20 protein-coding genes are annotated in these 19025 nt (G+C 61.0%); 9 read left to right on the top strand and 11 right to left on the bottom strand.

The genetic code is table 11. The features are described from left to right. Position 1 precedes the first annotated feature (1 nt). Positions 2-409, bottom strand: a complete 408-nt coding sequence (locus tag CZ338_RS01150) for a hypothetical protein (RefSeq protein WP_087116334.1) — start codon at positions 407-409, stop codon at positions 2-4. A 113-nt stretch (positions 410-522) separates the two neighbouring features. On the opposite strand from CZ338_RS01150, the gene CZ338_RS01145 reads away from it, so the two are divergent. The 7 genes from CZ338_RS01145 (at position 523) to CZ338_RS01115 (ending at position 7223) form a co-directional block, all read left to right on the top strand. Next, positions 523-2427 (top strand): HtaA domain-containing protein, encoded by a 1905-nt coding sequence (locus tag CZ338_RS01145; protein WP_087116332.1) that lies wholly within the window; start codon positions 523-525, stop codon positions 2425-2427. An 11-nt stretch (positions 2428-2438) separates the two neighbouring features. After that, positions 2439-3503 carry a heme/hemin ABC transporter substrate-binding protein gene (locus tag CZ338_RS01140; RefSeq protein ID WP_087116330.1) on the top strand — a complete coding sequence of 355 codons (1065 nt, stop codon included), beginning with the start codon at positions 2439-2441 and terminating at the stop codon, positions 3501-3503. Continuing rightward, entirely contained in the window at positions 3500-4591 is a 1092-nt protein-coding gene (locus CZ338_RS01135; RefSeq protein WP_087116328.1) for a FecCD family ABC transporter permease, read from the top strand. The genes CZ338_RS01140 and CZ338_RS01135 overlap by 4 nt, the downstream gene beginning before the upstream one ends. Beyond that, complete coding sequence (locus CZ338_RS01130) at positions 4588-5409, top strand: heme ABC transporter ATP-binding protein (RefSeq protein WP_087116326.1); 822 nt, start codon at positions 4588-4590, stop codon at positions 5407-5409. Before CZ338_RS01135 ends, CZ338_RS01130 begins: the two co-directional genes overlap by 4 nt. 84 nt (positions 5410-5493) lie before the next feature. Next, positions 5494-6351 carry an HtaA domain-containing protein gene (locus CZ338_RS01125; protein WP_162287283.1) on the top strand — a complete coding sequence of 286 codons (858 nt, stop codon included), beginning with the start codon at positions 5494-5496 and terminating at the stop codon, positions 6349-6351. Positions 6352-6362: 11 nt separating this feature from the next. Further along, positions 6363-6641, top strand: coding sequence for a hypothetical protein (locus CZ338_RS01120; protein WP_087116323.1), 279 nt, complete (start codon positions 6363-6365; stop codon positions 6639-6641). Positions 6642-6656: 15 nt separating this feature from the next. After that, entirely contained in the window at positions 6657-7223 is a 567-nt protein-coding gene (locus CZ338_RS01115) for a DNA-3-methyladenine glycosylase (protein ID WP_087116321.1), read from the top strand. Here the strand turns inward: CZ338_RS01115 and ppk2 are convergent, their stop codons facing one another. The 10 genes from ppk2 to CZ338_RS01065 all read right to left on the bottom strand — a co-directional run bounded on the left by ppk2 (position 7224) and on the right by CZ338_RS01065 (position 16962). Beyond that, positions 7224-8075 (bottom strand): polyphosphate kinase 2, encoded by an 852-nt coding sequence (gene ppk2 / locus CZ338_RS01110; RefSeq protein WP_087116320.1) that lies wholly within the window; start codon positions 8073-8075, stop codon positions 7224-7226. It lies immediately after the preceding gene. Positions 8076-8097: 22 nt separating this feature from the next. Continuing rightward, entirely contained in the window at positions 8098-8421 is a 324-nt protein-coding gene (locus tag CZ338_RS01105) for a putative quinol monooxygenase (protein ID WP_087116318.1), read from the bottom strand. 17 nt (positions 8422-8438) lie between these two features. Then, on the bottom strand, positions 8439-10466 hold the full coding sequence (locus CZ338_RS01100) for a neutral/alkaline non-lysosomal ceramidase N-terminal domain-containing protein (protein WP_087116315.1): 2028 nt from the start codon (positions 10464-10466) through the stop codon (positions 8439-8441). A 73-nt stretch (positions 10467-10539) separates the two neighbouring features. After that, positions 10540-12339, bottom strand: a complete 1800-nt coding sequence (locus CZ338_RS01095; RefSeq protein ID WP_087116314.1) for an ABC-F family ATP-binding cassette domain-containing protein — start codon at positions 12337-12339, stop codon at positions 10540-10542. A 12-nt stretch (positions 12340-12351) separates the two neighbouring features. Next, a complete protein-coding gene (locus CZ338_RS11340) occupies positions 12352-12726 on the bottom strand; it encodes a type II toxin-antitoxin system PemK/MazF family toxin (protein ID WP_087116312.1) in 375 nt (124 codons plus the stop codon). Beyond that, the gene (locus CZ338_RS01085) at positions 12702-12932 is read right to left on the bottom strand and encodes a hypothetical protein (RefSeq protein WP_087116310.1); all 231 of its coding nucleotides are present in this window, start codon (positions 12930-12932) and stop codon (positions 12702-12704) included. Before CZ338_RS01085 ends, CZ338_RS11340 begins: the two co-directional genes overlap by 25 nt. A gap of 32 nt (positions 12933-12964) precedes the next feature. Further along, entirely contained in the window at positions 12965-13954 is a 990-nt protein-coding gene (locus tag CZ338_RS01080; RefSeq protein WP_087116308.1) for a 4-(cytidine 5'-diphospho)-2-C-methyl-D-erythritol kinase, read from the bottom strand. Beyond that, a complete protein-coding gene (rsmA, locus tag CZ338_RS01075) occupies positions 13951-14811 on the bottom strand; it encodes a 16S rRNA (adenine(1518)-N(6)/adenine(1519)-N(6))-dimethyltransferase RsmA (protein ID WP_087116306.1) in 861 nt (286 codons plus the stop codon). The genes CZ338_RS01080 and rsmA overlap by 4 nt, the downstream gene beginning before the upstream one ends. Positions 14812-14822: 11 nt before the next feature. Next, entirely contained in the window at positions 14823-15950 is a 1128-nt protein-coding gene (locus CZ338_RS01070) for a resuscitation-promoting factor (RefSeq protein ID WP_087116305.1), read from the bottom strand. Positions 15951-16125: 175 nt separating this feature from the next. Continuing rightward, the gene (locus CZ338_RS01065; protein WP_087116303.1) at positions 16126-16962 is read right to left on the bottom strand and encodes a TatD family hydrolase; all 837 of its coding nucleotides are present in this window, start codon (positions 16960-16962) and stop codon (positions 16126-16128) included. Positions 16963-16986: 24 nt separating this feature from the next. On the opposite strand from CZ338_RS01065, the gene CZ338_RS01060 reads away from it, so the two are divergent. After that, complete coding sequence (locus CZ338_RS01060; protein WP_087116301.1) at positions 16987-17379, top strand: DUF3806 domain-containing protein; 393 nt, start codon at positions 16987-16989, stop codon at positions 17377-17379. Positions 17380-17651: 272 nt separating this feature from the next. Beyond that, entirely contained in the window at positions 17652-19010 is a 1359-nt protein-coding gene (locus tag CZ338_RS01055) for an HNH endonuclease signature motif containing protein (RefSeq protein ID WP_087116299.1), read from the top strand. The last annotated feature ends 15 nt before the right edge of the window (positions 19011-19025 follow it).

The following is a 19025-nucleotide window of genomic DNA, read 5'->3' as shown; positions in this document are numbered from 1 at the left end:
TTCACTTATCGACAATCGCCAGCGCGATCACCATGATCACCGCGCTCACTCCCGCCGCGAGCATCCCTCCGGTCATGGCGTAGCCGTTCGGAAAAAGAAACAGGATTGCTCCGACCGCGGCCATCACAAGACCCCACGCCACACCGAAAACGACAGCCGGTCCGGTACGGAATTCTCGGCCCCCACCCTGTAACTTCCGGGCCTTACGAGCCGGCATCTGCGTCATCACCACCACAACAGCGAGGAGCCCCGCCGCCCCAACTAGCGCCACCAGCGAGTTGCCGGCCGCTCCCCCAAAAGCAAGAACGGCAGTAGCCAGTGTGATCGCCCCGCGCTCCCATCCTTCGAGTTTCGCCCGCGGCCCCTCTGCCACGCGGCTAATGACTTGAGTCGAATCATCGTGAGCCATCTGCCCTATCAACCTTCCATTCACCTTCGTTTGCTATATAAGTTAGCCTAACCTAACACGCTAAAGTTTGAAATCCTGCTCCCCTCCCGAGCACTGCACAAAAAGGGATCCCAATGCTCAAAAGAAAGTTCTCTGCGCTTGCCGCAGTAGCATCGATCACTGTTCTCGGCGCCGGCGCCCCCATGCTCGCTCTGCCCGCCATCTCCTACGCGCAGGATGCCGGCACCAGCCAAACCCACCGCGCGGTCCACAACGGCACACTGACGTGGGGTGTAAAGCAGTCCTTCCGGAAGTACATCACCGGAAATATTGCCCAGGGCTACATCGAGTACAACGGCCGACGAGTCGACGGCAACACCCAGTACACCTTCCCGGCAACCCTGTCAGGAATGAGCTCAAAGGACTCGGGCCTGATCAAATTCGACGGAAAAGTCCACTTCTACGGCCACGACGGGATCTTGGACCTGACGTTGAGCAACATCCGTCTCCTCGTGAATGGGTCGCGGGCTCAAGTGATCGTTGATGCCGAGGGAAACGAATTCATAGACACCAAGACCAAAGGCCCAAGGAAGGTTTGGAAGGATACCCGGCTCGCCAACGTCGTCCTTAGTGCCGCTCCGGATTTCTCTGCCGCCACCGTGAGATTGCAGGGCACTTCAACTCTTAACAATGACCCCCAAGCTCTGCAGGTCTTCGGGAAGACATTTTATGAGGCAGGAGCAGAAATGGACCCGATAGATGTCCAGCTTCAGCTCCGTGATGAGGCAGGTGCCGCACCCTCACAATCCGGTATCAGCGCATCGACCGATCGCGGCCAGACCCGTTCGAATGCCACTGAAGGACCCGCCGCTCTGGTCGGAACGATCAACGACACCTTGATCGAAGTCAACGGTTTGATGGTCAACACCGACAACGTGTTGACCAACGCAGAAAAGCTCTTCAACCGGCAAGCAAGCGACGCTGCGTCAGCAACACCTTCGACTGCTACACCGGGACCTTCACCGATCGAGGGTGGCCAGCAATTCGCTGCGGCGGACGTCAGCCCGTTGGCAGACAGCGGGGCACCAGGAGGCGGCGGAGCGCCTGCGATACTACCGATGAGCACGAGTAAAGCCCCGGTGGGCGGAACAACAGTCGCGGCTTCAGCCAAAGCATCCGGGCCAGGAAACGTCTGTGCGGATTCCGCCGCACGTGGCGTGCAGAAGGCCAACGCAACGTGGGGCGTACGCCAGTCGTTCAGGAATTACATCAAAGGATCCATTGCAAGAGGCGGCTGGGAACTCAGCGGGGTCGGCGATTCAAACAACGCCTTCCAGTGGTCCGGAAACTCTGGATCTGTCAACACGCAGAGCAAATCCGGTTCAATCCTCTTCCCCGGAGCAATTCGTTTCACCGGGCATGACGGCATTCTGGACACACGTTTCTCCAACATGGAAGTCCAGTTCTCCGGCAACACCGGGCAGCTGATCCTCAACACGAAATCGAATGACCCTAAAGGCAATCCCCACGATTTCGGCCGCGTGACCATTGCTAATCTTTCCTTTTCCGAACTCAACATCTCGGACAACGCTGTCTCAGGGCGTGCAAACACTTCACTGACGGCAGCTGGTGCGGAAGCATTCGGACAGTTCTATCCTGCCGGGGACTCATTGGACCCAATCTCGTTCGTAGCGCAGTTGGGGGGATCACCGAACTGCGCCGATGGCCAAGGTAATTCCAATTCAGGTGAAGCAACCGGCCAAGGAGGCTCTGCCGATCAAGCCGCATCACTGCGCAATGACTCCGCTTCAACGACCGAAAGCACTGATGCTGGGGCAAACGGATCTGTTCTGGATGAACAGCACGACATTGACAGCTCATCTACTTCTAAGGGGGCTGGAGAGAGTCAATTCCAAATCAAATCCGCCGGCGAAGATGGATTCTCCTGGGACGACAACACGATCGCCCAGATGCTGCTCATTCTCGCGTCCTTTGTCACCTCCGGCGGTGTACTCACCCGTTTCGTTTTGAAGAATTAGAAAGTTCGACAATGAAAAAGACTCTCACCGGCGTAATCCTGGCCACCTCCCTACTACTGGCTTCAGGGTGCGCCTCTTGGGATAACCCAACCCAGTCTCAAACTCAGCAGCTCGTCGATTCCCTTGAGTCCGCTTCTGACCCTCATGCGGGGACCGGAGTTGCCCGCGTGGATCAGTTGAGCGAAGTGGAACCAGTGACGAACAACCCGCAACCATCACTTCCTGTTCAGCTCACGGATGCTGACGGCTACGAGGTGTCCGTAACCGACACTTCCAGGATCCTTGCCCTCGATCTATATGGCACGTACACCAAAACGCTTCGCGGTCTCGGCTTCTCCGACAGCATCGTCGGCCGCACTGTCTCCTCCGCCGAGGAATCCCTCAAGGACCTCCCCGTTGTCACGGAGGGCGGCCATACTCTCAACGCCGAAGCCGTGCTCAACCTCAAACCGAGCTTGGTCATTGTCGACCATTCGATCGGGCCAGAAGAGGCCATCGACCAAATTCGCAATGCGGGTATCACCGTGGTGGTGATGCAGCCGAAGCGCCAGATGGACTCCATCGGCCAAGACATCCGCGACTTGGCAGCGGTTGTCGGTGCACCGAAAGCAGGCGAAGAGCTCGCAAATCGGACTGAGAAGGAACTAGCCGACGCCCAGCAAGCCATCGCCGAAGTCGTTCCCTCGAACCCGCTTAGAATGTCGTTCCTCTATGCCCGTGGCACGGGTGGAGTCTTCTACCTTCTGGGAGATGAGAACCACACTAAGGACCTCATCTCCGCGCTGGGTGGAATCGATGTGAACTCCGAGAACGGCATTGGAGCTCCTTCTCCCGCGAGCCCAGAGGCGCTCGCCGAGGTGAACCCCGAGCTTTTCGTCATGATGAACGGGGGCCTTGAATCCACCGGCGATATCCAGGGTCTGCTTCAGCGTCCGGGCGTGGCACAGACAACCGCAGGCCAGAACAGCCGCGTTCTCGCTCTCCCCGACGGTGATTCTCTAGCCTACGGGCCCCAAACACCCGAATTGCTGCTGCGGGCTGCGCACGCTCTATATGGCGAAACGGACGCGAAATGATTGCTGTCACCAGCACCAAGAATCAAGCAATCTACTCGACACAAGCTAGCGGTAAGCGAGACACCTTCCAAAAGCGTCGGTTCCGCCGCGGAGTGCTCTTCGCGGTCGTGCTCACGCTCCTCGCCATAACATGTATTTGCTCTGTCATTGTCGGCCAGTACGACTTAGAGTTGGACGATCTCTGGCCTATTCTCGCCGCCGGACCGATGTCCGCCACGGAACTCGATGCGTCCGTTCTCTGGCAAATCCGTCTTCCGCGTCTCGTGCTCGGTCTTTTTGTCGGCGCCGCGCTTGGACTAGGCGGGGCACTCATGCAAGCGGTGTTCTCGAACCCTCTCGCTGAACCATCGATTATCGGTGTCACGAGTGGGGCGGGGGTGGGCGCTGCCGTTGCAATCGTCTTCGGCACCAGCGCACTCGGCTCCTGGTCCGTTCCTGTGTGCGCGTTCGCGGCAGGTATAGCCACTACGATCGTCGTCTACCAGCTGTCACGATCCGATGGAAAAGTCCAGGTTATCAACCTTGTTCTCGTCGGTATCGCCGCTAACGCAATAGCAGGTGCAGCAATCTCATTGCTCGTGTTTCTCGCACCGACGACCGCCCGTGAGCAGATCATTTTCTGGCAGATGGGCACTCTCGCTGGTGCGAATTGGGAGCAAACAGGGATCGTCGCGCTGATTGTCACTGCAGCAGCTCTCGTTGCGCTGACGCTTGGCCGGAAACTCGATCTTCTCGCGCTGGGCGACACTGCCGCGTCACACGTGGGCTTGAATGTTCAACAGGTGAGAATCGCAGCCATTTTCCTGTCCACTTTGCTTACAGCCGCGGCGGTGTCTTTCGCTGGCCTGATTGCCTTTGTTGGTTTGGTGATTCCACATATCATCCGTACGGTTGCTGGCCCGTCGAACCGAGTCCTGATTCCCGCTTCGATCGTAGGGGGCGCACTCCTCATTGGAGCGTCCGATATATTCGCACGCATTTTGATCCCGTTCGCAGACCTACCCATTGGCATCTTCACCGCGCTGTTCGGTGGCCCGACGTTCTTCATTCTGTTGCGGCAAATGATCCGAAAGAGCAGGGTCGCATGACTGTAGAGGCTTCAAAAATCACGGTGGTAAAGAACGGGAACCTCATTCTTGACGACGTCTCTTTTGCCGCCCCCGCAGGAAAAGTCACCGCACTGATCGGCCCGAACGGAGCTGGGAAATCCACGCTTCTGGCTGCGATCTCAGGTGATAGTCGCCCGACCACAGGAAGCGTGAGCCTAAATGGGATAGACGTGTTATCGGCCCCGCCGACCCTCCTCGCGCAAACTCGTTCGGTGATGCTCCAAGACGTTTCAGTGGCCTTCTCATTCCTGGTCCGCGATGTCGTGGAAATGGGACGCACACCCTGGTCGAAGCAAAGCACACCGGAGATGGACCGCACGATCGTCGACGCAGCACTCGCAACCGCCGGTGTCGCCCATTTAGAGGACCGCGATGTAACCACTCTGTCCGGTGGCGAACGCGCTCGCGTCGCATTCGCGCGAATCCTGGCTCAACAAACCCCAATCGCCATTCTCGACGAACCCACCGCCGCGATGGACATCCGATTCCAGGAAAGCACGATGGGAACTGTGCGCCGCCTCGCAGATGCCGGGCGGACAGTGATCGTCGTCCTCCACGACCTCCAGGCCGCGGCGACTTACTGCGACAAGGTGGTGTGCCTCAACCGCGGCAAGGTGGCCGCAGCAGGTTCGGTCCACGACGTGTACTCCCCCGAGATTTTGTCGGAGGTTTACCAATGGCCGATCAACGTTGAGCACACACCATCTGGCCTTTACGTGCGCCCTGAGCGGGACGACCGCATCGAGGAACACACCTCCGTCCTGTTTTCCAAAAAATTCGCCCCAGAACCTTGCTAAGGTTAGGCACACCTTATATAGTTCTACCAAGGTTAGGCACACCTTATTTATATATGCAAAAGTGCACTCTCTGAAAGGATGCCCATGCGCTTCTCCACATCCCTCGCCCCAGTTACAGCCGCCGCTCTTGCTGCAAGCGTTCTTACCGTCGCCCCGCTGGCAGCTACCGCCGCGGAGTCCGCACCTGTTGTGCAGTCCGGATCTGTGAACTGGCCCCTTAAGAGCAGCTTCCTGAACTATGTCCAGGGCTTCGCTCGAGGCGAGATCAATGTCTCCGACGGTGCGACAAAGACGCCGGCCACCGGCAAGACCACCGGCTTCGATCTTCCCGTCAACGCTGCTAAGTCGAAGCTCGACGCCCAGGGCAACGGCACAATCAACCTCGACGGAAAGATCCAGTTCTACGGACACAAGGGTCTCGGCCCGAACCGTGGCTGGGGCCTGGACCTCTCTTACGAAGACTTCAAGGTTCAGGTAGACGGCAAGAAAGTGACGTTCACCGCAGACTACGAGGCGAACGGCGAACTCCCGGGAGGAAAGAAAGCCGCCGTCCCGAAAGCTGACGATGCCGTGATTGCAGTGTACGAGCTCGAGAACCCCATTACTCCGGTTGCCGGAGCCGAAGTCACGGGAAAAACCAAGGAAGGCAGGCTGGGCAAGGGCGGCTTTGATTCCTTGATCTCCTATTCCGAGACGTACAAGCCGGAAGCGGATGCGTTCAACTACACCCTCAAGTTCGGCGACAAGCAGAATTCTGCACCGACATCCCCGGCGACCACGACGGCACCGAAGCCATCTGACCCGACTACGACGCAGCCGGCTCCGACTACTGAATCAGGAAGCAGCCTGAGCACCGGTTCCATCATTGGAATCGTGATCGCAGCCATCGCTCTCATCGGCGGCGGACTGTTCTTCGCTTGGCAGAACTTCATGCCGCGCTAGGAGTGAAGACCATGCCCCTCGTCCGGAAACGTCGTTTGCCAGCTGTAGGTCTCGCATTCTGCCTTGCGGCTGGGACGCTCACAGCATCCCCCGACACGGCCCATGCCATTGATTGGAGAGCGCTGTCTTCCACCGACAAGGACTCCATCGCTGCAGACACGACGAACACCATCGCGTTTGTCCTAGCCGCTACTGGGATCATTACGTCGCTCGGCGCGCTGGGATACGGGGCAGTGCGCATCATCGGCCAGCAGATGCCCTCCCCCGTCTTTAATCCCCTGCCTCGTTAGGCTAAAAAGGCTTCTATGCCTTCCCGGATCGACTTCTCCGCTCCTGCCGACGTGGTCGCACCGCAGCTGCTCGGCTGCACCGTCACGCACAACGGCGTGACCATCCGGCTCACCGAAGTGGAGGCGTACCTCGGCGCGGAGGATGCCGCCGCGCACACCTACCGGGGGAAAACTCCCCGCAACGCCGCCATGTTCGGCCCGCCCGGCAGACTGTACGTCTACCTTTCCTACGGGATCCACCTCAACGGCAACATCGTGTGCGCGCCCGAAGGCACCGGCCAAGGGTGCCTCATGCGGGGCGGGGAGGTCCTGGAGGGGGAAGAGCTGGCACGGGAACGTCGACAAGCGAACGGCAAAGTCGTCGCCTACGAGAACCTTGCGCGCGGGCCAGGAAATTTGGGGCGCGCCCTCGGCCTTTCCTTGGAGGACAACGGCGCCCCTGTCATGCTCGCCCCGCGCGACGAGGAACCCGAATGGGTCGCGGGCCCGCGCGTGGGCATCAGCAAGAACGCGGAGGTGCCCTACCGCTTCTGGATACCCAGGAACAAGACGGTGAGCACGCCCCGCGGCTACCCGAAGTAGCTACTTCTTCTTGCTCTTCTTGTCTTTCTTCTTGCCCTTTTCCAACTTGGAGGCCACATCCGGCACGTAGCGGAACTCGGCGCGCGGCGGACGCTCGTACTCGTCGGACTCCGGGCGCTCGGGGATCTCCGGCAGGTCCGGCTCAACGTGCTCGTACGGGATCGTGGACAGCAAATGCGAGATCACGTTGATGCGCGAACGCTTCTTGTCCTCGGATTCCACGGTGTACCACGGAGCGGTCGGGATGTCGGTGTGGATGAACATCTCGTCCTTCGCGCGGGAGTAGTCCTCCCATTTGGTGATGGACTCCAGGTCCATCGGCGAGAGCTTCCACTGGCGCAGCGGATCGTTGCGGCGGGACTGGAAGCGCGCGTGCTGCTCCTCGTCGGACACGGAGAACCAGTACTTGCGCAGGTAAATCCCGTCTTCCACCAGCAGACGCTCGAAGATCGGCGCCTGGTGCAGGAAGCGCCGATACTCTTCCGTGGTGCAGAAGCCCATGACGCGCTCCACACCGGCACGGTTGTACCAGGAGCGGTCGAAGATCACGATTTCGCCGGCGGCAGGGAGCTTTTCGACGTACCGCTGGAAGTACCACTGCGTCTGCTCCCGCTCCGTCGGCTTCGGCAGCGCCTCAATCCTGCACACACGCGGGTTGAGGTATTGGGTGATCCGCTTGATTGCGGAACCCTTTCCCGCCGCGTCGCGGCCCTCCATGACGACGACGATGCGTGCGCCGGTGGCCACAACCCACTGCTGCATTTTCACCAATTCTGCCTGGAGGCGGAGCAGCTCCTCCTCGTAGGCCTTCTTGGACAGCTTCGGCGGTTTGTTAGTGCTCTCAGAACTCATACCTACAACGGTAATACGCCTGCTACTGCACCTTGAATTCGGCCATTTCGTCCCACTCGGTCTTGCCCTCAATGAGGGTGTTGATGATCTCCGGGGTCTTCTCCAGGATCTGCGGGAACAGTTCCTGTGCGGCCTTGAAGTGGTCGGAATTCACGTGGGCCTCAGCCGCGTCATCCTTGAATGCCTCGACCAGGATGTACTCGCGCGGATCGTCGGTGTTGCGGTACCACTCGAAGAAGAGGTTGCCCTCCTCAGCGCGGGAGGCCTCAGTGAAGTCGTTGACCAGCTCACGGAAGTTCTCGGTGTTCTCGGGCAGGGGGCGGAAACGTACGTTGATCAAAATCATGCGCCCCAGTGTACGAGCTAAACGACGGTCACCTCCGCCGTGCCCTCAAACGGTGTCAGCTCACCGCTGATTGCCCGGGACTTCCCTTCCACTGTCACCGTGTAGGTCCCAGGACTGAAACCCTGCGTATCCCAGGAGATGCGGGCGTTGACCACATCGGCGTTCTTCACAAACTCGATGATGGTGCTGGAGTGGAAATCGTCCGCGACGATCGCGCCGGACGCATCCGTGATTGCGTGGTAGCCGACTCCGCGCCGGAGATCCGAGTTGGGGTTGGCGAAGGAAAACGTCACCGACGCAGTGTCGCCCGCCTTGACCTTTTGCGTTGCCGTGATCACGTCGCCGAATTGCTTCCCCCATGCCGGGCGGTCGATACCGGGCCGGCCAGGAAGCGACTTCGGGATCCACCCGGTCAGATCACCCGCGGGAGCTCCGGAATCAAGTTGCGATCCGTCCCGCAAAGAGCGCGCCAATTCATCGTAGACCTGGACCATCGCGCACAACTCGTGGCGCCCGAAGATGGTTGCGCCACCCTCGTAGTCCTGGTTGTCGTATTCCTCCGGGGTGGCCACGTAGTGGGCGTAACCGCTGGTGTATCCCTGGCACACCACGGTCTCCAGCGGCACGCCGAGGACTTCCGCCACGCGTTTGCGCATCCGGTACCCCGCCATCGACGTCGGCTCCATCGAGTTAGTGATGATGGTCAACCCGGCGATCTGCGTCACCGAGAACATCAGCACCTGCTGGATCATCCCGTCGATGTAGCCGAGTGGCAGCAGCATCTCCTTGTTGCCGTGAATCTCTTTCCAGTCTGAGGGCACCGTCACGTCGTTGAGATGCTTCACCCACGGGGTGCCGCCGCGCTCCCCCTCGTTGAAGATAGGAACCTCCAAACCACCGCCGTCTTCCTGGCTGGATGCGGCGAACGCGGCACCGAGAATCGCCGGGCCAGTCCTCTGGTCCGAACCGTCAGGGGTGAATTCTCCGCGGACGGCCACATTGCGCATGTCCACCCATTTGTGGCGGTTGCGGATGCGGCTGCCGCTGATGTCCACCAACTTCCCCTGAGTAGCGTCAATCTGCCGGTCGCCAAGAATCTGGGCGGAGAGCGCCTCATTCTCGTATCCCGGACCGGTCTTCGGTTCCAGTCCGGCATTCGGGGTGATGTCTCCTTGAGGGGCGGTGGCGAACGCCGCGACAAAGGGAGGATTCGCCGCATCCCGGTGAACGGTGCCACGCTCTTTTTCCATGCGCCAGGATGACCAGCCTTTGTGGTCGCCGTCGATAAGCGTGTGCTCGTGCCCGAAGCTCGTGGCGTGCATGCCGTACCAGTTGATCAGGCCGACGTCTTTTCCGCCGCGGCTGACGAACAAGGTGAGGCTCTCCGGGTTGACCCCTGTGGGAAACGCCCTCTTTTCCTCCTCCGGGTTGCGCGAGAACGCCTGGAACGAACGGTTGACGCCGGCATCTTTCACCTCGCCGCGCACGAGACGGAGGTTCGACGGCTGCTTGTCCGCGTGCGCCCTCTCCACTGCCTCGACGATGCCGGCGACTGTCGCTTCGAACGTCACGGGCCGGAAACCCAGGGTGGTCAGGTCCACCATGAGGTGGCCCGAGGTGCCGCCCGGCCCCACGTGCGTGTGGGTGGCGGTGATGAACACGTTCGACTCGTTGTACTTGCCTCCGAACAAGCCCCGCAGGCGGCGGAGCACCTCGAGTTGGATGGATTGGAACATCAACCCCATCTCGGCGATGACGAACACGCTGCTCACGCCGTCCGCGTCCTCGAAGATGAAGGCCCGCGCGAACTGACGGAAGCGGATGCCGGTGGTGGACTGCTTCATCACCGCGTACCCGTTCATGCCGGCGCCGAGCGGCTCGCCGGTCATGTCCGCCATGCCGCGGCCCACCGTAAGCACGGCTTCTTGCCCTGCTGCGCGTGGCACCCCCATCGCGGCTGTTGCTGCGGCGAGGCTTGCTCCCGCGAGGAACGTGCGCCGCTTGAAGCTGATCCGATCTGTGACTGATCTCACTGGATTCCCCATAGCCCGAAGACTACAGAGAGCTCATCATTTATTTTGCACTTTGAACTATTTCTCTCAAAAATATAGCTTGGACTCAAGATTCCAGCTGCTCACCTAAGTCGAGCCACTCCAGTTCCAGCTCTTCACGCTCCGCACGCAGCTCAGCCACTCGGCCAGTCTTCGCCCCAATTGCTTCGAAATCGGGGGCCGCCGCCCCAGACATCTCCGTGATTCCGGACTCCAGGGCAGCCACCTGCTCGTCGAGCTTCTCCATTTTGCGGTCCAGCGACTTCATCTTCTTCGACAGCTCACGGCGCTCCTGCCCGCTGATTCCGCCCTCCGGCTTCTTCTTCGGTGCCGTCTCTCCCAAGTCCAAGACACCGGATTCCTCCGACATCGCCTTTCTGCGGTCCAGGTACTGCTCGATGCCGCCGGGCAGATTGGTCAGTGCCCCGTCCCCGAAGAGAGCGTAGGTGACATCGGCAATGCGCTCGATGAGGTAGCGGTCGTGGGAGATCACCACCAGGGTGCCGGGCCAGGAATCGAGGAGGTTTTCCAGCTCCTGGAGAGTGTCAATGTCCAGGTCGTTCGTCGGCTCGTCGAGCAGCAGCACGTTCGGCTCGCTCATGAGCACGCGCGTGAGCTGCAGCCGGCGCCGCTCGCCGCCGGACAAATCACCGACCGGTGTCCTCTGGCGTTTCGGGGAGAATCCGAGGCGCTCCGCCAGCTGAGACGCACTCATTTCCTTCTTGCCCAGCGTGATGTACGTGGCCACATCTTCCACTGCGTCGATCACCCGGCGCGACGGATCCAGGTCATCGAGTTCCTGCCGCAGCCACCCGATCTTGGTGGTTTGCCCCTCGATGCGCTTGCCTTCCGCCAGCGGATAATCCCCGGCAATGGTTCGGAGAAGCGTTGTCTTTCCTGAACCATTCACACCGACAAGACCGATGCGCTCGCCCGGAGCCAGCCGCCACGTCAGGTGGTCCACGAGGGTGCGACCGTCTGGTGCGTCAATACGCGCGTTCTCCAACTCCACAACCACGCGGCCTTGGCGTTGCTTCGAGAACGCCATGAGCTCCACCGTGTCGCGCGGGGCGGGAACATCCGCGATCAGCGCTTCCGCTGCCTCGATGCGGTAACGCGGCTTCGACGTGCGGGCAGGCGCACCGCGGCGCAGCCACGCGAGCTCCTTCCGCGCCAGATTCTGCCGCCGCTGCTCAATCGCGTCGGCCTGCCGCGCACGCTCCGCGCGCGCGAACGTCCAATCGTTGTACCCGCCTTCGTAGACGTCGACTTTTCCGTCGTGGACTTCCCAGGTCAACGTCGCCACAGTGTCGAGGAACCAGCGGTCGTGCGTGACCACCACAATGGCCACTTTCCGTTTGAGCAAATGGTCCGCAAGCCACTGCACGCCTTCCACATCGAGGTGGTTCGTCGGCTCGTCGAGCACAATCAGGTCAAGGTCGCGTACGAGTGCCGCAGCCAGGTTCACCCGGCGCCGCTCGCCGCCCGACAGGCTTCCGACTGGCGTGTCCAGTCCCAGCTCCGCCACACCCGTTCCGGCCAGAACTTCGCGGACCTTGGCATTCGATGCCCATTCAAAGACCTCGAGCCCCAGCGGCTCCACCACGGCCTGCCCGACCGTCACGTCGTCCGGCAGGGTGAAACGCTGGGTCCCCCCCGCCATACGCAGGCCATTGGTGTGAGACACCCGCCCCTCATCAGGCAGCTCAATACCGGTGAGCACCTCGAGCAGCGTGGTCTTGCCGCCACCATTGAGTCCCACCACGCCGATCCGGTCCCCGGTCTGCACACCGAGAGACACTTCGTCCAGCAGGGTTTTCAGCCCCCACGTCTTGGACACATTTTCCAGGTTGATCAGGTTCGCCATGATGGGGCCATTCTAGACACGAGAGGGGTCTGCAATGAACGCCCGCACCCACCACAGAATTTCGCGAAAACACGAGACACTCACTCGACCATTTCCGCGCCGGATCCGTTCCCGCGAAAGCGTCCGAACTTGTTCAGCCATCGCCCAACTCTGCTTAGGCAGCACGCCTTCAGGATCAATTGGAACGTGACTATCCCATCCGCGATCCTTTGAGGTCACGGGCACGACAGACACCAAGGTGGGAACAGTTCTCAAGTGATTTCGCGAGGACACCACAACGCACGGTCGAGTTCCTGCCTGTTCGTTTCCCGCGGTGGGATCCAACTCGATCCACACCACGTCCCCCGGCGCGAGCTCCTCGGTCACCACCCGTATGCCCGATCCCATTCAGCCGATTCCTTCATGTAGTCTTTCAACTCCTCTAGCGGAGTCGCTTCGACTTGAGCTTGCAACCGGCGCATTCGAAGTTCTTCACGGTAGACCTCGAGCATTTCCTCGATGATGCTCGGCATGCTCGCACCCCGTTGCTGCGCAATAACTTTGATCTGGTCGCGCAAACCAACGGGCACTTTGATCGTCGTCTGCTCTGCCATGCACCCAGTATACCGCAAAGTATACCCTCGGCCTATAGCAGACGCACGCCCCCGACAGGCCCGTGAGCAGCGAAGCCTTCGATGTCACCGCGCGCAGTCAGCTTATCGACGACCCCCCTTGCCGCCTCCTCATCCCCGCACAGCGCCGCAACGGTCGGGCCGGAACCGGACACCATCGCGCGGATCGCGCCGGCATCTTCAGCGTCGTGGATGAGCTGCTGCAACGACGGCCGCAACGCCAGCGCAGCGGCTTCCAGGTCATTGTGCATGGCGGCCCCCACGAGCTGCGGATCACCGGACACGAGCGCCCGCGACAACGTCGTCGTGTCCATGTGCGGGACCATCGAAGGGTACGTGAAACGGAGATCGTCCAATTTCTCAAACACATCCTTCGTGGACAGCCCCACCTTGGGGTTCAGGAATGCGAACCAGTACTTCCCGCGCCCCATCATCGGCACGAGCGAATCCCCGCGGCCGGTACCCAGCGCGATGCCGCCCATCTGAGCAAACGGGACATCGGCCCCCAGCGCGGGCACCAAGTACGTGAACAGCTCCTCCGGCAGCGGCCGGTCGTAGTGGGCGATGAGCGCGCTAATCGCCTCCACCGCAGCGGCGGCGTCGGCGGAGCCGCCCGCCATCCCGCCGGCCACGGGCACAGTCTTGTCCACCTCGAGGCGCATCATCGGCAAATCCGGCTTGATGTCCTCGCGCCACTCGTCCTGCCCCAGAATCCCCATGTAGCCGGTGCAGATCGAATCCACCGCTTTCCAGGCCAGGTTCTTCGGCGTATCCAGGTCCTCGTCGGGTTTCTGGACGTGGTACGTCGTCTTCATCTCCGAGATGAAGCTGAGAGGCGATGCATCCGGGTGACGCTCACCGCCTTCGAGCGTGGTGAGCGTGACTGTTTCCGGCCTGTCCACCGCCATGAAGACGGTGGACAGATCGTGGTAGCCGTCAGCCCGGACTTCCCCCACCCCGAGATGCAGGTTCACTTTGCCGTTGGCGCGTGCCGTGAATTTCATTGCTCACTCACCTCCGCGAGACGGACGAAGTCGTCCACAGCGAGCTTTTCTCCCCGCAGCGCAGGGTCGATCCCCGCGGCGCGCAGCGCTTCCTCGGCGGACGCCCCTGACCCGTAAACCCCGCTCAAGCAGGCGCGGAGGGTCTTGCGTCTTTGGGCAAAAGCTGCGTCGATAAGCGGAAAAACGCGCTCGCGCAAGGAGAGTGGCCAGCCTTTATCGCGGACGTCGATACGCACGAGCCCCGATTCAATGTTGGGCGCAGGCCAGAAAACATTCTTGCCGATGTTGCCCGCTTTCCGCACGTCCCCGTAGAACGATGCCTTCACGCTGGGCACGCCGTAGATCTTCGATCCTGGTTCCGCCGCGAGACGGTCCGCCACTTCGAGCTGGACCATGACAAGGACGCGGCGAATACTCGGAAACTCCTCCAGCAAGTGCAGCAAGACCGGAACCGCCACGTTGTAGGGCAAGTTCGCTACCAAAGCCGTGGGCGGAACCGGCAGATCCGGCTTTCCCACTTTGAGCGCGTCGGCGTTGATAACCTCGAGGTTGCCCGCCGCCTCCGGAGCCAATTCAGCCGCTGTTTGCGGGAGTCGCTGCGCCAAACGCGAGTCGATCTCCACGGCAGAAACCTGGCACCCAACCTCGAGCAACCCCAACGTCAGGGAGCCCAAGCCAGGTCCGACCTCCAGAACAGTATCGTCCGGCGAGAGCTCAGCAGCCGCCACAATGCGGCGCACGGTGTTGGGGTCGTGAACGAAGTTCTGCCCGAGCTTCTTCGTCGGGGACACCCCGAGCTCATCAGCGAGAGCCCGGATCTCCACCGGGCCGAGCAACTGGATGTCGGGGCGCGTCATGTCCTCCGAGATTAGCGGATACCCAGGCTCGCGGTGCAGGCAGGCCACGCACCCCAACCCTGGCCAGCTTGAACCTTCTGAGCGATGGCAATCTGCTGCTCACGGCTAGCCAGGTTCGCGGTGGGAGCGTAGGCGGTTCCGCCGTAAGCGGCCCAGGTGGAAGCGGTGAACTGCAGGCCACCATAGAAACCGTTGCCGGTGTTAATGGCCCAGTTTCCGCCGGACTCGCACTGCGCGAGCGAATCCCAGACGGAGCCGCCGGCGACGGCCGGAGCGGACGCCGCGGCCGCCTTCTTGCCGCGGGCAATGACGGCAGCACGACCCTTGCGGATCTCCTCGTTCTTGACCACCTCGTCGGATTCAACCGCCCCGTTGACGGTGACGACGCGACGGGTCGTCTCGCGCTTGCCCTTTTCGCCCTTCTCACGCACCTGCTCCTCGCCCTCGGCGAGGTTCTCGTCGTCAACGTAACGGGGCTCTACATCGAACTCCTCGGTAGAAGTCCGCTCCTCCACGTCTACCCGGTCAATGGTGATGTCCATGTTCCCGGTCAGCGGGGTGTCCATCCCCGGGGAGACTCGGTCATTGGAATCCACCAAAACGCCGCGGGTAGCGAGGAGTTCAGAAACCGTCTTCGCCGCCGCAGCGGTGTAGGTCGTCTTTCCCCCGTCGTGGATAGCCACGATCTTCGGGGAGGTCAGATCGATGGTCATGTTGTCGGTGACCGGTTCATCACCCGCGTATGCGGAACTGGATCCTGCAACACCGGGCAGTTCTTTCAGGAAGTCGGACACAGTAGCGGCTGTGGTGGTGAACTCCTGGGCCTCGCCGCCGTCAATAGTCACAGCCACCGGCTTCGCAGTCCTGACTGTCACAGTGTCGCCGTTCGCAAGAGCATCCGACGGCGCGGGGTAGACGAGGTCCTGGTCCCCCACCTCGACACCGGCAGCCTGAAGGGCACCGCCGACATTACCGGCGAACGTGGTCAGCTCGATCGGCTCACCATTGACGTCCACGGTCACCGACTTCTGCGCGGCGACGGCCGTGGTTGCTCCGCCGATGGCGAGGGCACCAACAGCGGTGGAAGCAATGACGGCACGGGTGGTCGAAGTCTTGTTGATGCGACGATGACGCGACATAGAAAAGAATTCCTCACTGAGGGTCCACGGAACTCAAGTAACAATACGGTAAAGAACGACGCCGCACCAGAAATTCAGCTGGCCATCCCTTTTGTTGCCACCCCAACAATCACATGCACAACGTCCGTCCACCCACGCAACTTCCGCCCTGCATGAATTGGAAAAGTGCGTTACCTCACACCCCGAAGATGCGTCGGAAGGTCTCGTTCACCTCGGCGGCCAGCTCCTCGACCGGCACCCCTCGCGCCTCGGCTACAACTTTCGCGGTGTGGCCGATCAAGGACGGCTCGTTGCGTGCACCCCTGAACGGCTCGGGCGTCATGTACGGAGCATCCGTTTCAATGAGCAACTGCCCGGCCGGCGCAATCCTCGCCGCCTCCCGCAGCTGGTCGTTACGCTTGAACGTCACATTGCCGGCGAAGGACAGGACGTAGCCGCGGTCGATCGCCTCGCGGGCGAAGTCGATGGGCGAAGAAAAACAATGCAACATGACATGTTCGGGCCGCGGGGCGTCGGCGAGAATCCGCATCATGTCTGCGTCGCCCTCGCGGTTGTGGATCATCAGCGCCTTGCCTGAATCGACGGCGAGCTGGATGTGCCAGCGGAACGCCTCCTCCTGGACGTCTAGTGACGCAGTTCCGTCAGGGTCATGCTTGATCCAGTAGGTGTCGATGCCGGTCTCCCCCACCGCCACACACCGCTCATCCGCGGCCATTTCAGTCAGCCGCTTCCGCGCCGTCTCATCCAGCTCCCCCGCGCGCGTCGGATGGATCGCGCACGCAGCGAAAACACGGTCATTCATATGCGCCGCCTCGAGCGCCAGCTCCGCCTCATCTAGTCCGTCGCCAACCGTGCAGATCCGCTCGACACCCGCTTCCACAGCGCTATTCACCATCGCATCGACTTCGTCTTTGGTGCGGGCTTTGGCGGAGGCGAGGTGCGTGTGGGCGTCGACAAGCCCGGCAATTCGCGCGGCTGGAACGGGCGTGGGGCGCGGTTTCTTCTTCGACATGCGTTCCAGCCTATCCTCGGGCGCATGGAGTTCCACGACATCGATGCCGCAACCCGCACCCAAATCGAGCGCGACCTTGCCGAAGCTGCCGTCGCCGGAATCAACGGCTCGATCGACGACATCGTCGCCTCATTCGAAGAGGTCTTGAGGGAATACCTCGCCCTCGAGCCCGACCTGCGGCGCGCGTACTCCCGCGGCGACGTCGCCCGCATGTACGGCACAGCGCTCGGCGACGCGTTCATCCGCGAGCACGACTTCAAATGGCAATTGCTTATCGACGACTACGGCACCGACCTCGTCGTCACCTCCCCCGACCACGACATGTACACCGCCCCCCTGGTGGTCGTGGACACCCGTTTCGAAGACGAGGAACCCGGAAAGTTGACTGCCTTCATCAAGCAGTTCCTGGGCAACTAGATTTCGAAGCTGACCACGTCGACCGTCGCTTAGCCCGGGCAATGCCTCGCCCAGCCCCGTGATCGAGGCGAACCCCGGTTCCTGTTCGACAGCGCACTCTAGCGACCTGGTAGTTTGCTCAAATAGTCGAACACACGTTCGATTGATAATGCTGTTCCCGCAGGCATGGTTCACCCAATATGAAAGACTGTTCGCACAAACAGAGAACGCAGTCACGTTGAGGGGGAAATCATGACACTGCTGGAACTGCCAGATCGAGGGGAGGAACCGTGATGGATCCGTTTTTCGCCACTGAAAACCTGGACGATCCGGACGCCATTAACGGCATGGCACTCCGCCGGGCACACCATGCGCTCTTCCGCCAGTACGCCGAAGACGGCGAGGAGTTCCTCGGTTCCGCCGACCACGACATTGAGATGGCGCGGTTACGCACCACTACTGGGCTTCCACTTAACGAGGTGAAATCGGGGGTCTACTGCTACATGACACTTAAGTGCTTGCCGCATCTCAAGCAGCTGCAGGATGAAACAGCTCGCTTGGATCTATCGCGTTTGAAAGCGATCGACCGCGCCATGAGCATGCTCGGCAACAACGTGGACCAGGACATTTATGATCTCATCGACGATATGCTGATGAAGCTCTTCACGCCGACCAAGCAGAATCAAGAGTTGCCGGGCGCCCACACCATTACTCACCGGTTGAACAAGTTCATCGGCGACATCGACTCTTCGATCGCGCACGACAAACGCAAGCGGAAGTCCCGTGAAAGCGCGGCGCCCGGCCAATGCGACCTCGATTTTCACCCCGGCGGCACCCATGGGACCTCCGGAATGACTCTGACCGCGGACCACGCCACAATGGCCATGATCAAGGAATTCATCCTGGAAGCGGCGAAAACCGAAGACATCACTCCGGTCGAAGCAGTGGTGAAACTCATCACCGGGGAAATCACCCCGCCCGCCAGCGTCACAATTTTCGCTTATGCGCCGATGCACGAGGACGGCACCGCCGACGAATCCGCTTCTGCTTTCATTCCCGGCTTCGGGCACACCACTGCCGCGGGAACTGAGATGGTTCATGGCGCGGGATCAACGATCGTCGATCTACGCCCCGCGCGAGATCACACGGTCGCCGGTTACGTGCCGCCGCCCTCGGTTCGCGCCTACGTGCAGGGCAGGGACGGGACCTGCATCTTCCCTGGATGCGACCACCCGGCATGGAAATGCCAGCTCGACCACCGAATCCCCTACGAAGAGGGCGGGCAGACTACGGCGGCAAATCTTTTCTCACTTTGCCAGCACCATCACAACCTGAAGACCGATAAGCGCGGCATGTACGTTCCCGACCCAGTCACCGGCGATATCGTGTGGCTCTTCGAGGACGGCACATACGCATTAGTCGATCCGGAAGGGCTCTTCGCGCGGCACACCACTGCCGAGGAGCCACGCTGGAAGTGCACGCTCGACGACATTCAGCGGCTCAAGCGGGACCGGGAGCGGTTCTTCGCCAAAGGGCACGCGATCTTGGACGCCTACGACATCGACCGCGACTACGAGACATGCGTGGCGGCACTCCTCGACTTGGAGCGCGAGTACCGCCTCGAATTCCCCTTCTACCCGGAGGCCAACTGAGAAACAGACCCAGAC

The sequence above is a fragment of the Corynebacterium urinipleomorphum genome (assembly GCF_900155535.1).
Lineage (GTDB): Bacteria > Actinomycetota > Actinomycetes > Mycobacteriales > Mycobacteriaceae > Corynebacterium > Corynebacterium urinipleomorphum.
This window is presented reverse-complemented; position numbering and strand designations above follow the sequence as displayed.